Below are 18,006 nucleotides of genomic sequence, written 5' to 3' on the forward strand. Positions count from 1 at the left end.
ACCCAGCATCGGACATCATACTCGCGCGAGCCGCCGGGTATCCGTCGTATTTCAGCTCATATCCCAACATGCGAAAGGCCTCGCTAAAGATCAAGGTCAAGAATTCTCTTTTGATTTTCGTGAAATGGCGGATGAGTTCGGTATTTTTCGAAGCCTGAAGGAAAAACCAGTCGCTTGCGGCGGTAAAAATATGATTCCATCCTGTTCTTAGAAAGAGACCGTATACAAAATAATACAAACGTGAACAAAAAAGAAAGGGTTCCCCCGCTCCTGTCGCTATCCATGCGACGAGCCTATGCGGCGATAAAAAATTTTTTCATCCCAATTGGAGTTCAATGCGTTTTGGGTAGAAATCTGAAATCATAGGAGATTGTCGCTATACGCGTTGCGAAAAATGCCCTATCAATACCATAAAACGATATAAGCATAACAATTATAATTGGTTATGCGCAAAGCAAAGACTTTCTCATTGCTCAATGGGCCGATATATTTATGCCACAGTTCCGACTGCCTTATGCGAAGGCAATGAGAAAAATTTGCAAATTGCAGTAAAACGGATACCAGCTAAAAATTTTCTATTGAAGTAATTATCGAAACCACATTAATTTTCTCATATAATTCTCAATAGAACCTTTCTATTACTATAAGCTACATTCCGTTTTTTCATATCTGCTAAAGGGTTGATGATCGGGTTCGTTGTCCACACTTTTTCCATGTCAGGCATCCGATTAACTATACAGCGGCGGCGAGGATCATCAAGGTTTCTATGTCCAAAGCGAACATTACAGATTCGTTGTATATATATAAAAAAAACAGTAAGAAAAGAGCTATCTAATTGTAGTTTTATGCAACCAGAAAAATCTCATTCGACGTCAATAAATACGAATTATTTGGTTATTCTTTTTAACCTTTCTTCATCACTTCTATCCGGTCGTCTTGATTGACTCACAAAAGGAGACCTACTGACAAACCATAACAATTGTCACATCTTTTTCTGACATTTCAATTGAATATTACTACTTCCAAAAACTGATATCTGATCTCTAAACAAGTCATAACTATAACAATGTCTTTTGGTTGTTCTTATGACGAGTAAATCATTGCTGCGCTGATAGGCGGGGCATACCTTTATCTTTTCAGTTGATTGATGAACTGGAAAGCAATGGAGATCAGGTGTACGCTTGGCAAGGCCTCAGAACATCAGGAAAAGATTGTTAAAACAAGATATTACAAAAATACTGCGAAAATATTGCAAAAATACAAAAGCAACGTGGCCACTAATACTTACTTGCCTTTTTATTCTGCAAATTAAAGTACTTCAGCAATATTATAAATGAGTAAGAGGAGAGAAATTAATTTTCAAATAGCATCTCAATCCGAACTTTAAACATGGCATTAAAGTTGCTATCGCCCCTCTGAGAAAATACGTTTATTTTTTCCTGATACGATTCACAAAAGAAAACAATCGGCCACATGCCGCCCAAAGCCAGTGGGAAAAGTGCCGTAGATCGAAAGTTCTACCACTTAATGCGATTATTAATGCTGAGCGGTGGGAATTTTTGGAGATGTCATGCAAAAAATCCTTTTTCTTCACAGGTTCACTCTAACGTGCTGTTGTCTTCTCAATAGCACCGGTGGCTCAGGAAGCACCATATGCTTTTGAAGAAAATCGGATTAAACAAGTTGGCTGCCTTGTTAACTCCAGCCTTCAGCCTACTGATGCTGTTAATGGCTACCGGCACGTCATTTTCCGCTCCCTGCGATACCAAATCCGGTATTCCCTTCATTCGTCACGACCTGAGCGAAAGTTACTGCGAACTGTGCAACTTCGGCTATGTAACGGTCGTTATCTCCAATCCCTACATATACACCTACGATACGACTTTTCCGTATACCGACCCTCCCATCCCCGGTGCAACCATGACCAATATGGTGGTTGTGGAGAACCTGGGGAGTTCGGGGCTAGTATACGATCCATCAGCGCCGGCGCCTTTTACCGCCAGTGTCAACGGCACGCCTGTAGCCGTCAATCCGCCTCCAGGTGGCAGCGGCAGCACGGTGACCTTCAGTTCAAGCCAAATTCCTGCGTTGGCATCCTTATCGGCGCATCCTTCAGGCTCGCAAGTCAATTTCATCACCATCAGTTTTGCCGTCAGGCGTACTTCCAATCCGGAAGGGTTGGTAAGCGCAAACCGTAGCATTCAGGCGACATTGACTTTCAACACGGATTCGAGCTGCACCGATTCGCCCGAAAGCGATATCGACACACTTCCCCTGCGCGAGCCGGATCCCGTTATCTTCAAGCGCGGGCGCAATGTGGATGCGAGTCAGACTAGCTGGTCGCAGACAGTTTACGGTAACGAGTTCGACGACGTGATTTGGCGCATTCAGGTGCGCAACGACGGCGACGCCGACCTGCAGGATCTGCGGTTCGACGATCTCATGCAGACCGGCAACCTCAATATCAGCTACATTTGCCCCACGGCGGCCGGTGCTGCGGCCGTAGCCGTCAACAACGGCGTAAACCCGGGAGGTACAGGGTGTCTGGCCGCCGGCAATAGCATCAACAACTTCGATGTTGACAATCCTTTCGGCAACCCCGGCAACGATTCCCCCGATCTTGTGGACGTGACCGACGGTACTTCGACATATGTTTACCTGGTCGGCAAGGTTCCCAATTCCGGTTCCGGCGTGGGTTCCTGTTCAGTCAACCGCACCAACACGGTCTCGGACGTTCAATGGGGCTGCGAGGCAGTATCACCAGCCGGCGGCATCACCACCACCTCCGACGGCAGCTCACCGGGAACCGCCACGGCTACCCTGAGCACCCTATCCAATAACAATCTGAACATCAGTGTCGACATTACCGGTGTGGATCCAGGCCAACCCGCCGGGGCCAGGGGCAGGGTCCGGATCACCATCCGGAACAGGACCGGCGGCACGGTCAAGAATATCCGGCTGCGCGATGTACTACCTGTCGAGTACGTCATGGACCCGACGTTTGCGCCCCAGGTGGCCATGGATTCGGCCTATGGCGCCTATCCCGGTATGACCGACAATATCACCTGGAACAACTCTGTCGCCGGCACCTATCCCACCCAGACCAGCAATTCGGCTGCCGACTACCTCAACAACAGGGCACCGGAATTCGCCCTGAACTCCAACACTGTCCATCCCATCTATGGGGACCAGGTGAACATGCTGCGCCACGGCGATGATCTGACCATCACGTTCGGCATCATCATGATCGATTCCAGTTTTTATGACCGGACGGCCAATCTCGATGTCCGTCAGGAAGCACCTGGCGCTGCGGCTCAGGACACCGACCCGGACAACGACACGCCATATGCCTCGCCGCCCCATCCCAGCACGATGCTGGCCAACCGGCTAGAAGTCCAATTCGAAAATTTCTGCCAGACCGGCGTCACCATTGCCCCGCCGGCCATCAATACCACCCACGACGCTGATCCCGAGGACTTGGATCTCGACATCACGGGTTCCGAACTGGTTTTCATCCTTACCGGTGACCCGGCCCAGCGCCTGCCCTTGACCGTGGACCTGACCAACCGCGGCGGACACGATGCCGAGGATTTCACGGCTTACATCACCTTCGGACGGACCATGGAGGTGGTGACCGTCCCCGCCGGCTGCACCCTGATCGCCAATCCGCCCCTGCTGGACGAGTGGCGGCTGCCCGCACCGATTCCGGCCGACGCCACCATCTATCGATATCAGTACAACGGGACGTCCGTTCCGGGCATCGGACCCGGCGGTACGAGATCCTTGACTTTCGAAGTGGTCAAGAGCACCGATCCTGCAGACATAGCCGCCGACGACCTGTCCTTCCGGGCAGACGTTATCGGCGAGATCACCTTCAGCAACCCTGACAGCCAGGGCCGGACCCTGTTGTGGTATCCCACTGTGGTCAACCCGCGCAGCGACGGCGGCAATGACCGCGCCAACAACTACAGCCTGGACGGCATCCGGGCCCGGGTGGTGGGCTTCAACCTGCTCAAGTCACAGCTCGGCACCTGTTCGGAGAACAATCCGCCGGTGCTGTCCCAGATTCCCCCGGATACCCGGGATCTCGATCGGCACGTGCAGATTGGCGAGGAGTGTTCTTTTCACATCGACACCGGCGGCTGGTTCGGTTTTCAGACCCCCGGGTTCACCTATATCGCGGTCCAGCGCATCCAGGTGGTGGACGAACTGCCCAACGGCCAGGGGTATGTCTCATCCACCAACCCGCTGCCACCGGCAGGTACAAGCACCAGCGCCATCATGAACCCCGTCCTCAACCCCGTCGGTGTGGCGCCGGTGGACGAGGGCTGGATCGACTGGACATTCAACCAGGTCGTGCCGGCCGAACGCATCGACGAAAAAGACCACTGGTTCCGGGTGGACATGACGTCGCGCATACTCAACGATCCGGTCGACACCGTGGCCCCGCCCAATGCGCACGCCGTCCTGAGCACGAACACGTTGAACTCCACCTTCCAGGCCGTGTTCTTCAACGACAGCACCGGGATGGAAGAGGTCTACGATCTGGGTCCCGACACCGTGGGCTATCCGCGGGTGGAGGTGCGGCGCATCGCCCTGAGGGTGACCGAGCCGGAAATCACCGTGGTCAAACAGGTGTGCAACGAGTCCCTGCACGGCGTCGGAACCAGCTGCGATACGTGGGTCGACCTGGCCGACGACGGCGATGCCTATAGCAACTACATCTACCGCATCACCCTGACCAACGAGGCGGCCGACAGCGGCGTGGACCGCGCCCCGGCCTACGACGTGACGGTGACCGACACCCTTGACGCCAGCGATCTGGCCTATGTGATGCCCTTTGCCGCCGACGGTCTGGACAACGACGGCGACGGCGGCATCGGCGCAGGTGACACCGACGGCGAAGGCGCGATCAGCGACAACATCGTGGACAACGCAACGCCCGGGGTGATCACCTTCTCCTACACCCACAGCACTGCCCTGCGGCGCATCGATCCCGGCGCTTCGGTGCAACTGTACTACCGTGTGGATTACGACGATGACGCGGCTCCGCTGCAGACCTTCACCAACTCGGCCGACAGCACCTACGACAGCCTTGCCGGCGTTTCCGGCAGCCAGACCGTGGACCCTCGTCCGAACAGCGACATCGGCAGCGCCCGCGTGTACACCTCTAATACGGAGACGGCCTCGGTTCAGATCATCCCCGTGCAGACCCAGCCCAAGCGGATCACGGCCCTGTCCAACACGTCACTGGCCGGGGACCCCCAGAACGTCTCCATCGGCGAAGAGATCGAATACCGGCTCAACACCCTGCTGCCGGTGGCCCAGCTGCGGCAATTCGTGATCCGCGACGAACTGCCCGCCGGCCTGAGCTGCAGCGAGGCACCGGCGGTCAATCTGAATGCGGCGCCATACGCCGCGGCCGGCTTCGATCCCGGCGGGACGATCACGCCCACCTGTACGGACACCCAGGTGGAATGGAATTTCGGCGACCAGCGCCTGACCATCGGTACGCCCGGTAGCCGCTTCGATTTCGAGATCGGATTCATCGCCGGGGTCGCAAACACCGCCGGGACCAACGACGGTGACGTGCTCTCCAACGGCAATCCGGCCACCGCGGCCACGGCCCGGTACATCGATGACTCCGGCAATCCGGTGGTCCTGAACTTCGATCAGGTGGATGTCCGGGTCCGGGAGCCGCGCATCGAGCTGACCAAGAGCTTTGCCGTGGCCAACGCCGATGCCGCCGATGTGCTGGCCGTAACGGTGACCGCCACCAACTCCGGTACGGCTGCGGCGTACAACCTGCGCGTGCTGGACGACCTGACCGGCCTCAACATGACCTTCACCGGTGCGGTGGGCGGCGCCAACCCGCCGGACATCGTCGATACCGCGACGCTGGGCGCCAACCGACCGATTTTTAGCTGGAGCGCACCCAACGGCATCGCCCCGGGCAACACCGTCAGCTTCACGTTCAACGTGCGGGTCGATGATGTCGTTCAGCCTCACGAAGTGCTGGACAACACCATTCAGGCCGACTGGACCTCACTGCCCGGGCAGACCACCGCACTGAACAGCTCCGGCAGTATCGGTGCCGACGGCAGCGCCACCGGTATGCGTAACGGCGCCCTGCCCAATGCCTCGGACCCGGTGAACGACTACGAAGCCACCGCCACGGACGATGTGGTCGTTCCTCCCGTGACGATGACCAAGACCGACCTGGACCCGGCCGTGATACCGGCCATCGGCGCGCATAAAACCTTTCAGATCGACATCCGCCCGCCCGAAGGGGTCACCCACGGCGTCGGCGTCACCGACAGCCTGAACGCGGCCGGCATCAGCTATCTGTTGGAAAACAATGCCGGATTCGACATCACCTATACCTTCCAGGGGATCGCCACCATCAACGGCGTGGCTCCTTCCGAGGCCGCCTTCACCGCTTTTCCGGCGGACGGCACCACCGGCAGCGCCGTCTGGGATATCGGTACGGTGATCACCCAGACCGAGAACGACGCCAGTGTCAACGCGGTCAATCCGCTGATCCGCATCACCTATTTTGCGCGCATCAACAACGACGCCGACACCGATGCCGGCGATACCCTGCAAAATTCCGTGGCGGTCACCTACAACCATGGCGAAACGGCCGCCACCGAGACCCTGACCGCGTCAACCGCTGCGGTTGCAGTGGTGGAGCCGTCCATCGGGCTCGCCAAGACCGTGACCAATATCACCAATTTCGGCACCCCGCTTCAGGCCGGGGACACGCTGCGCTATACATCGGTCTTCACCGCAGCCGGCGGCACCGGGGGTGATGCGTTTTCCGACGCCTTTGACCTGCGCATCGACGACAGCTTGAGCCTGGGGCTGATCTACAGCGGCAATCCCACCGTGGATGGTGCGGGCAACACCATTGGTGCGCCCATCGTGGCCGGCGACGGCGTCACCACACCCCAGACCCTGCGATGGTCCCTGGCCGACGGCAATGCCGACATCGACGTGCCCGAAGGCACGACAGTCACCGTCACCTATGACGTGCTGGTGGACAACAGCGTGCTCATCAACCAGGTCCTGAGTAACAGTGCCACCGCCCAGTGGACAAGCCTCGACGGTCCCAGCGGAGTAGAGCGCAACGGTACCGGCGCGCCGTGGAATGCACCGCAGGGAACCGCCTACAACGACTACTTCACCGGACCGGCCGCCGCCTCGCTGGTGGTGGGCGACAACAACACCACGGTCAAGACGCGCCTGCAGGATACGTTCGGCGCCGGTGACGATGTCGTGCGCATCGGCGATATCGTCGAATATGAACTGCGCCTGGGATTGCAGGAAGGCACCCTGGTCGCTGTGCAGGCGGTGGACACCCTGCCACAGGGATTAATGTTCGAAGAGATCGTCAGCATCAACGGCGACGCCATCGCCCCCTACACGGCCGCGGCGCCCTTCGTTCATCCGGATATTTCGGTTAGCGACATCGTGGTGGCAGGCAATGCGGCCGCCGGCCCCACCACCCTGACCTTTACCCTGGGCACCATCGTCAACCAGGCGGACGGCAATCTTGCCAACGATTTTTTTGTCATCCGCTATCGCGCGCGGGTGCTCAACCTGGTCCATCCCCAAGTCGACAGCATCGGGCTGACCAACACGCTGACCATGGAGTATACAACGGCCACAGTCACGGTCACCACCGTTGCCGTGACCGAGAGCGTCGATGTGCGTCAGCCCAACCTGGCGGTGGCCAAAACTGCAGTGGCGGCCGGCGGTGATGCCGTACTGGACGCCGACGAGCTGGTCACGTACACCGTCGACATCACCAACAGCGGTACGGCGCCGGCCTACGATACGGTGCTGCGGGACATCATCCCCGTTGGCATGCGCAACGGCGCCGGTACCATAACCGTGTTGAGTGTGGGCCTGCTTTCCGGGGGCGCCCTGCCGAACCTGGCGCCGGCCTACGATGCGGCCACCGGCGTAGCTACCTGGGATTTTGACAGTGGTGCGGCCGACCAATATGCCATCCCGGCCGGCGATACCCTGCGACTGGTCTACCAGGTCCGGACCGATGCGGGACTGGCGCCGGACATGACCCTGACCAACCTGGCCCAGGTCCAGTTCTACTACTCTTTTGACGACGATGCGGTGCCCACGGCAGGCGGCGCCGTCGGCGTGCGTGAGATTTACGGGCCGACCAATACGGACAGCGTCACCTTCACCACGGCCGGTGCAGCCGGTTTGGAGAAGGCCAGCAGCGCTGCGACGGCGGCCATCGGCCAGCCCTTCACCTACCGCATTACCGTGCCGGCGGCACCCCAGACCACGGCCCTGCACGATGTGCGCATCCTGGATGACCTGGGCGCCTCGGCCGCGACCCTCGAATTCGTGCGTCTCACCAAGGTATCCGGTTCCTGGACACCGGTCAACACCGGCACCGCCACCAGCCTGGTAATCGAAGACACCGCTACGGGCATCGACATCCCGGCCGGCGAGCAAATCGAGATCGACATTACCGTACGGCTGGCGGATACCCAGCCCGCAGTGAATCCGCCGCCGGCGCCCAATGACAACGGCACACTCTTTGTCAATACCGCCGCATACACCTACAACCAGGTGAACGGCGACGCCGGAACCCGGCAGAGCGGTGGGGGCGACACGACCGCCGACATGACCATTGTCGGCCCGGACATGCTGGTTATGGACAAGAGCGGCCCCGCCAGCATGAGCGTGGGCACCCCGGCCGGCTTCGTGCTGGATATCCACAATACCTTCTCCGGTGCGGCCTGGAATCTCACCGTGGCTGACCGCCTGCCGGACGATCCGGTCAACGGCGGCACCTGCGGCGCCGGTCCGAGCAACATCGTCGCCCAGTTCTTCGATAATGGCGGCGCACCGACCTCTGGTGTGCTGGCGGCCGGTACGGACTATACGGTGAATTTCGACGCCGCCACCTGCGAATGGACCCTGCAGCTGCTGTCGGCGGCAGGTCCGCTGCGATCCACCGAGCATCTGGTAATCAACTACGACACCGAGCTGGATGGGGACACCGTGAACGCGGCGGCCTTCACCAATGTGGCAGGCGTCACCCAATGGTACGGATATGATCCGAATGCGACCGACGCCGCCCCCCACGTTTACACCTACGCCCTCACCGACGGCACCCCCGGCGACGACACCGATCAGGAGGACGCTTACACCATCAATGCCCAGGCGCCCGACCTCGATTTTTTCAAGCATGTGCGGAACATCACCACCGGCCAGGATCCCGGCCTCAACGCGAGTCCCGGCGACACCCTGCACTATACCCTCGAAGTCATCAACAACGGCCTGGGCGGTCTGACCGGCTTCTCCATCACGGATGAAGTGGATGGCCTCAACAGCCCGGCGCTGTTCATACCGGGCAGTCTGGTGCTGACCAGCGTGCCTGCCGGCGCGGCTACCGGCGGCACCGATCCTGCGGGTGGGGCCAACGGCACCGGACTGGTCAGTATTGCCGATCTCGATCTCGGAGCCGCAGGCAGCGGCACCGAGCGGCTGGTGGTGGAGTTCGAATTGACACTGACGCCGGTGATCTCCAGCGGCACGGTGGCGCTCAACCAGGCCGGATTGAACTCCATCGTCCCAACAACGATTTTGAGCGACGACCCCAATGTGGCGGGCGACACCAACCCCACCGAAACCCTCATCGATTCGGCCCCCCAGTTTCGCGTGGAAAAGATCTCCACGGATCTGACCGACGATCCGGCCGTGCTCATGGCCGGCGACACCCTGCGCTACACCATCACCATCAAAAACATCGGCGATGAAGATGCCGTCAACGCGAGTCTGCATGACTTCACCCCGGCCAGCACCACCTATGTGCCCCATAGCACGCGCCTCAACGGCCATGTCGTGTCCGATCCGAGCCCCGGCGTCAATCCGCTGCACGGCGGGATTCCGATCAACGCGCCGGAAAACCCGACCCCCGGCACCATGCGGGCCGACAGCGATCCGGCGGCCGACAACACGGCCACCGTGACCTTCGACGTGGTGGTGGACCCGGCTGCAATGGACGGGCTGATCATCGCAAACCAGGGCTTCGTGAGCGGCGACGGCACCGGCAGCGGAACCCGGCCCGACCAGCCATCGGACGACCCGGATACGCCGGTGTCCGACGATCCCACCCGTGACGTGGTGGGCAATCTGCCCCTGCTCTATGCCCTCAAAACCGTGGCCCTGACCGTGGACAACGGCACCATCGGCATCGTGGATCCGGGAGATGTGCTGCGCTACACCATCGTCGTCAGCAACCAGGGCGCCATTCCGGCCACGAGTGTGGTGCTCACCGACGCCGTACCCGTCAACACCACCTATGTGGCCGACTCCCTGCGGTTGAACGGCACCTTCCTCGGTCCGGACGGCGGCGTATCGCCCCTGATTGGCGGCCTGGCCATACAGTCTTCCGATAATCCGGGGGCTGGAATCGTTACCGCCGGCCAGAGCGCCACCATCACGTTCGAGGCCGCGGTCAACCCGGGTGCGCTTACCGGCACCATCATCAGCAACCAGGGCGACCTGACCGCCGATGAGTTGCCGCCGGGCCTCACCGATGCCGACGGTTTGCCCGCCAACGGCTACCAGCCCACCGTCGTCGTGGTGGGGGATGTCCAACTGCTCACCATCACCAAAACGGTTACCGTGGTGGACGGCGGCCCGGCCGTTGCGGGCGGCCAGCTGGAGTACGTGGTCCGGGCCGCCAACGCCGGCAGCCTGCCGGCCACCAACGTGGTGCTCACCGACGATCTGGGACCGCCCATGGATACCCTGGTGGCCTACGCGGCCGGTTCGGGCACCCTCAACGGCGCCGCAGCCGGTGTGAGCTTCGCCGGGTCCGTGCTGACCGCGGACTATGCCGCCACTTACGGCGACCTGCCGGTCGGGGCCACCGCCGAACTGCGGTTCCGGGTGCAGATCAACGCCGCCGTGGCCACCGGCACCGCCATCACCAATATCGGGGTCGTCGCCTGGAACAGCCCGGTCGAAAGCGACTCTGCCGGCGTCTCCATCGATGTGGGCGGCACCCCCGGCAGTGCGACCCTCAACGGCAGCGTCTGGCACGACGCCAATCTGAACGCGGTCAATGACACGGAAGAACAGCGCCTGGCGGGCTGGACCGTCCAGCTGTACCGCAATGGCACCCTGGCGGCCACGGCCACCACCGATGCCGGTGGCGCCTACCGGTTCAACGGTCTTTTGCCCAACCAGGGTGCGTCCGATCAATACGAGCTGCGCTTCATCGCCCTGGGCGCCGGACCGGGTGCAGCCACCCTGGGTGTGGCCGACTCGATCTTCACCGACGGCCCACACCGCATCAGCAACATTGTCGCGGCCTCGGGCGACAACCTGGTGAATCTGAACCTGCCGATCACGCCCAACGGCGCCGTCTACGACTCGGTGGCGCGCACGGCCATCGCCGGCGCCCGGCTGACCATGCGCAATGCCGGCACCGGCGCCCCCCTGCCGGACGCCTGCTTCGACGATCCCAACCAGCAGAATCAGGTCACGGCCGCCGAGGGCTTCTATAAATTCGATCTGAATTTCAGCCAGGGTGCCTGCCCGGCCGGTGGGGCCTATCTCATCGATGTCACGTCGCCGGCCACCGGGTACAGGGCCGCGCCGTCACAGGTCATTCCGCCGTCCAGCAACGCCGCCACGGCACCCTATGATGTTGTGACCTGTCCGGCCGATGCGGTTCCGGGGGCCCCCGGTATTTGTGAGGTCATTGCTTCACCGGCCATTCCGCCGGTCAGTGTGCCGCCCAACACGGCCGGCACCACCTATCACCTGCACCTGCTGCTGGGCGACGGCGTTGTGCCCGGTCAGAGCCAGATCTTCAACAACCCCATTCCCATCGATCCGGAAATGGATGAAGCCGTGGCCATCACCAAGACCTGCTCGGAGATCAACGTGACCCGCGGCAGCCTGGTGCCCTACACCATTACCGTCACCAACGTGTTCGGCGGCCCCATGTACGATCTGAGCGTCATCGACCGCTTTCCGGCCGGATTCAAATACGTGGCCGATTCGGCCCGCCTCGACGGCAATCCCAACGAACCGGCGATCAGTGGCCGGCAGCTGACCTGGGGCGGCATCGACCTGCAGGTGAACGAAAAAGCCGTCATCAAGATGCTGCTGGTGGTGGGCTCGGGTGTCTCCGAAGGCGAGTTCACCAACCGTGCCGTGGTGTTCAGCAGCGCCATCGGTGCCACGATTTCGGGTGAAGCCGCCGCCACCGTTCAGGTGGTTCCGGATCCGGACTTCGACTGCACGGATGTGATCGGCAAGGTGTTCGACGACCGCAATCTCAACGGCTACCCGGACAACGGCGAAACCGGACTTGCCGGCGTGCGCGTGGTCACGGCGCGCGGCTTGACCGCCACCACCGATCGCTACGGACGATTCCACATCACCTGCGCGGCCGTGCCCGACGAGGACCGCGGCAGCAACTTCATCCTGAAATTGGATGAACGCAGCCTGCCGTCGGGCTATCGCCTGACCACCGAAAACCCGCGCGTCCAGCGCGCCACCCGCGGCAAGATGCTGCGATTCAATTTCGGTACCACCATCCATCGCGTGGTGCGCATCGATATCGCTGACGGCGTGTTCGAGCCCGGCACCAGCGATCTGCGCCTGCAGTGGACGTCCAAGATCGATCAGCTGCTGGTTGAACTCAACAGAGCCCCGTCGGTCCTGCGTCTGGCCTACCTGGCCGACGTGGAGCGCGAAGGACTGGTCAAGCGGCGACTCAAGGCGTTGAAAAAATCAATCGCCAAACGATGGAAAGCCTCCGACGGCGGCTATCCGCTGGCCATCGAGACCGAAGTGTTCTGGCGCCGCGGTGCGCCGGCCGGCAAGTGATGATAAACCCATGATGGAACGAATGCCCTCAGTCCCAACCCTGTCCATGCGAGCGCTGTTAACACGCGTTGTCGCAGCTTTATGCCTGTGTTGCGTTGCCGCCGTCGGGGCCGGGGCGTCTTCACCCGCAACCCGCGCCGCCAGCTCCAGCGGAGAGGGGGCGGAGGCCCACCTGCCGGCCGACGAAGCCGTCACGTCCTGGATTCACGATCCCGCCGTCTTCAGGGAAGCGGAGGGCGACCGTACCGAGATGCGCGAGGGGGTCGCCCGGGATGCGAGCACCGTCAAGCTATACAACCTCGTGCCGCCGATCCATTTCCGGCTGGGCGAGGCGGAAATCCCCGCAGACACTATCGACCTGTTGCGCGGCGTGCTGGAGCGCATGCGGGACCGCACCAACGTACGCCTGCACTTCATCGGCCATACCGATACACTGCCTTTGACCGACGAGCTGGTGCGCCGATACGGCGACAATGTCGGGCTCTCCCAGGCACGGGCGGCCACCACGGCCGAATACTGCCAGCGGGCCCTCGGACTGCCTCCCGAGGCCATTTCGTACGAAGGCATGGGCGACACCCAGCCAGTGGCGGACAATCTGACCGATGCCGGCCGGCAGCACAACCGCCGGGTCGAAGTGCAGGTCTGGTACGACGAAATCAGCGAGCGGCCGGTGGCAGAGGAGGTCTATGTTCCCCGCGAGGTTCACCGCATCAAGGTCTGCCGCACCGAAACGGTCTGCAAGCTGCGCTACAAGGACGGCCACGCCCACCGGGCGCGAGTCAAAAACATGGTCACCCCGCTGCACTATGACGAAGGCATGGCCGAGGTGCCGGGCGAGTTCCTGCGCCAGATCCAGGACGCCATGGCCAACTTGCACAACAAGCAAAACCTGGTGGCCAAATTCATCGCCTACACCGACAATCTTCCGCTGATGGAGCGGGACAAACGGATTTACGGTGATCACCGCGGGCTCTCCAAGGCCGTGGCCCGGCGGATCTCCCTGGCTGTCCAGGAAGGATTGCACCTGCCCAACACCGCCGTCGAAAGCGACGGTATGGGCGTCATCCGGCCGGTGGCCGCCAATGATACCCAACAGGGGCGAGCGCTGAATCGGCGTGTGGAGGTGGAGTTCTGGTACGACGATCCGCTCAAGGATCTGCCCGATGAGCCCCAGCTTTGCCCGGAAGCCGCCGGCGCCGACACCGTTGCGCGTGTCTACGACGCTTCATCGGGCGGTATTGCACCGATCCTGTTCGAGAAAGGCCAGCCGGTCATCCCGCCGGGGTACACCGACACCCTGGGGCGGGTGATGGACGAGATCAGCGACAAGGCCAACGTTCGCCTGCGTTTTGTCGGCTTCACCGGCAACCGGCGCCTGGACCGCCGTACGGCCATGGTCTACGGCGATGACGTCGGTCTTTCCATGGCCCGCGCGCGGCGCGCCATGGAAGCCGTCAAGGCGCAGATGGGATTGCGCGACGAGCAGGTGGAGGTCGACGGACGCGGCTACGTGCAGGCCGACGACGTGGTCAATGCCGGCTTCATCGAATCCGATACCTCCCGGGTGCAGGTGCAGGTGGTCTACGATGAGCTGATCGTGATGGACGCTTATGACGGGGTCGAGGTGACCCCGCTGACCCGCGAAGTGACGCCGGCCGATCCGTTCGCCCTCAACCATATGCGCATCACCGTGGACGGCCAGCCCATCGACGATCCGGGCAAGTGCAGCTCGGATATCCAGCGCTGTACGGACGTGGCCCTGGAGCAGGCCCGCATCCAGTTCAAACACGACAGCCTGACAATGGAACCGCGGCTCAACATCACCGCCTGGCCGAACACCATCCGCTACCAGGATCTGGCCGAGACCCCGGCCCCGGAAAACCGGGTGCACTTTCGCATGTACTGCAACTACCGCTCCTTTATCCAGCGCGCCGAAGTCCGGATCTTTGCCGAAGATCAATCGGTCCGCGACGCGCCCCTGGCCGTGGTTCCCCTGGATGCCGACGGCATGGCCCATTGGCAGGCCGAATTCGAGACCTACGCGGCGCCGGGGCGCCAGCTGCAATACCTGGTGCGGGTGGTTGACCGAAACGGCCGATTCGACGAAACCCTGCCCCAGCCCCTGTGGGTGGTGGACCGGATTGAATCACCGGACGGGGAGGGGGACTGGCGCACCGAGCTGCTGGCGGGCTACGGGGAAAGCCGCCTGGCCTATCGGAATATCCCTCTGCGCGGCGGCACGGTTCAGGCATACGGCATGGCCATTCCCCAGGGCCACAAGGTCTGGATGGCGGGCTTTGCCGTTCCCGTGGACAGCCAGGGCCGTTTCATCGCCGAAGAGATCCTGCCCGAGGGCATTCACACCGTGGAAGTGGCGGTCCTCGATGAACGCGGCAACGGCGAGCTCTTCCTACGGGATCTGGCCCTGAAAAAATCGGACTGGTTCACCGTGGGCATCGCCGACATCACCGCCGCCGCCAACCGGACCAACGGGCCGGCGGACCTGCTGGCTCCGGACCGGCCGCAGTACAGCGAAGACATGAGCCTGCACGGCCGGTTGGCGTTCTATACCAACGGCAAGTTCAAGAACGGCTGGACCCTGACCGCCAGTGCCGATACGCGCGAAGGACCGCTGGACGAAATCTTCTCCAACTTTATGGACAAATCCCCGGATGCCCTGTTCCGCCGGATGGATCCGGACTACCACTACCCTACTTTCGGCGACGACAGTACGGTTGCCGAAGAGGCGCCGACCTCGGGCAAATTCTACGTCAAGGCCAAAAAGGATGAGACCTACGGCCTCTGGGGTAATTTCAAGGTGGGGTATACCGACAACTCCCTGGCCCACGTGGACCGCGGCTTGTATGGCGCCAACCTGCACTATCAGCCCCTTGAGACCACCAGCTTCGGCGAACCGCGGCTTTCACTGGACGGCTTTGCCGCCGATCCGGGAACCGTGGCGGGTCGCGACGAATTCCGCGGTACGGGCGGATCCCTCTATTTCATGCACCGCCAGGATATTCTGGAGGGTTCGGAGCGGATGCGCATCGAGGTTCGCGACAAGGATTCGGGCATGGTGCTGGAAGTGAAAAACCTAACGGCGCTGCTGGACTATGACATCGATTACCTGCAGGGACGCGTCCTGCTGACCCAGCCGTTGCCCACGACCGCGGATGACGGATACCTCGTGGATTCCGGCGCCACCGCCGGCCATCCGGTGTACCTCGTGGTGCGCTACGAATACACCCCCGGATTCGACGAGCCCGACACCGTGGCCACCGGCGGCCGGGTGCATTACTGGTTCAACGACCACATCAAGATGGGGGTGACCGCCAGCCAGGAGGAGCAGGCCGGGATCGAAAACAGTGTTTCCGGCGCTGATCTGACCTTCCGCAAATCGGCGTCGACCTGGCTCAAACTCGAAAGCGGCGCCACCACAGGGCCGGGTGTGGCCTCGAACACCTCCCTGGACGGGGGCTACAATTTTGGAACTGGCGATATTTTCGATGACACCGAGGTCGATGCAGCGGCCCTGCGGGTGGACGCCAGCATCAATTTCCAGGACTTCTTCGAAGGGGTTCGCGGCCGGACGACCCTCTACCACCAGGAACTCGAAGCCGGCTATTCGGCCCCCGGCCAGACGACCGACACCGATACCACCAAATATGGCGGCACCGCCGAAATCCCCGTCACCGACCGACTGCAAACCCGCTTTAAAATGGACAAACAGGTCAAGACCGCCGGCTTAGAAACCGAGGCCATGGAACTGGATGTGGACTACGCCCTGGGCGAGCGTTGGTCGGTGAGTTCCGGGGTCCGCCAGGACAGCCGCCAGGACAACTCCCCGGTGGTGCCCGCCACCCAGGAGGAGGGCGACCGCACCGATGCCAATGTCCGGCTCTCCTACGATTCCCGCGCCAAATGGACCGCCTACAGCTTTGTCCAGGAGACGGTCCAGACCAGCGGCAATCGCGCAGAGAACAGTCGGGTCGGGGCCGGCGGCAGCTGGCGCCTGACCGACCGTTTCAAGGTGGTGGGCGAAGCGTCGGGCGGCGACCTCGGCATGGCCGGCCTGCTCGGAACGGAGTACCTCTACTCCGATCGCACCACCATGTACACGAACTACACACTGGAAAACGAACGTTCCGACGATGGCGTGCGCGCCCGCAGGGGCAACATGACCTCCGGATTCAAGACCCACTATTCGGACAGCGCCAGCGTCTATCTCGAAGAGCAATACGCCCACGGCGATGTTCCCACCGGTCTGACCCATTCTACCGGCGTGGAGCTCGCGCCGGTCGATCATCTCAACTTCGGGGCCAATCTCGATTTTGGCACCTTGCAAGACCCGGAGACGGCCGCCGAAATCGAGCGCAGGGCGCTGGGCGTGAACATCGGCTACGGATTGGACGACTTCAAGATTTCCAGCGGGTTGGAATATCGGGTGGACAACAGCGAACAGCCGGACGAGAGCGTTTCCGAACGCACCACCTGGCTGTTTAAAAACAGTCTCAAATACCAGGTGTCGCCGGACTGGAGAGTGCTGGGCAAATTCAATTACTCGGAAAGTGAAAGCTCGCTGGGCGAATCCTACAGCGGCGACTACACCGAAGCGGTGGTCGGCTGCGCCTACCGGCCCGTGAACCACGACCGGCTCAACGCGCTGCTCAAATACACCTATTTCTACAACCTGCCCGCCGCCGACCAGGCGTCGGGCACCGCTTCGGAGGTGATCCAGCGCAGCCACATCTTCTCAATGGACATGATGTACGACCTGACCCGGCGCCTGACCGTGGGCGGCAAGTTTGCCTACCGCCTCAGCCAGGTGGCCCAGGATCGGGAAAACCCGGAGTATTTCGACAGCAATGCCCGCCTGTACGTACTGCGGGCCGATTACCATATCCTGGAACGCTGGGATGCACTGATCGAGGCCCGCCAGCTCGATCTGCCGGATGCCCAGGACCGCCGCAGCGGCTTTCTGGTGGGCCTGTACCGCCATCTGGGCAAGTACATCAAGCTGGGGGTGGGGTACAATTTCAGTGATTTTTCAGACGACCTGACCCAGATGAGCTACACGCATCAGGGCTTTTTCGTCAATTTGATCGGAAAGTATTAGCG

The 18,006-nt window shown here is 61.2% G+C and carries 2 protein-coding genes; both read left to right on the plus strand.

The features are described 5' to 3' along the window. Positions 1 to 1,653 precede the first annotated feature (1,653 nt). Positions 1,654 to 12,888, plus strand: a complete 11,235-nt coding sequence (locus ACHZBS_RS26705) for an SdrD B-like domain-containing protein (RefSeq protein ID WP_319409576.1) — start codon at positions 1,654 to 1,656, stop codon at positions 12,886 to 12,888. A 22-nt stretch (positions 12,889 to 12,910) separates the two neighbouring features. After that, entirely contained in the window at positions 12,911 to 18,004 is a 5,094-nt protein-coding gene (locus ACHZBS_RS26710; RefSeq protein WP_319409577.1) for an OmpA family protein, read from the plus strand. The last annotated feature ends 2 nt before the right edge of the window (positions 18,005 to 18,006 follow it).

Source organism: uncultured Desulfosarcina sp., from assembly GCF_963664155.2.
GTDB lineage: Bacteria > Desulfobacterota > Desulfobacteria > Desulfobacterales > Desulfosarcinaceae > Desulfosarcina.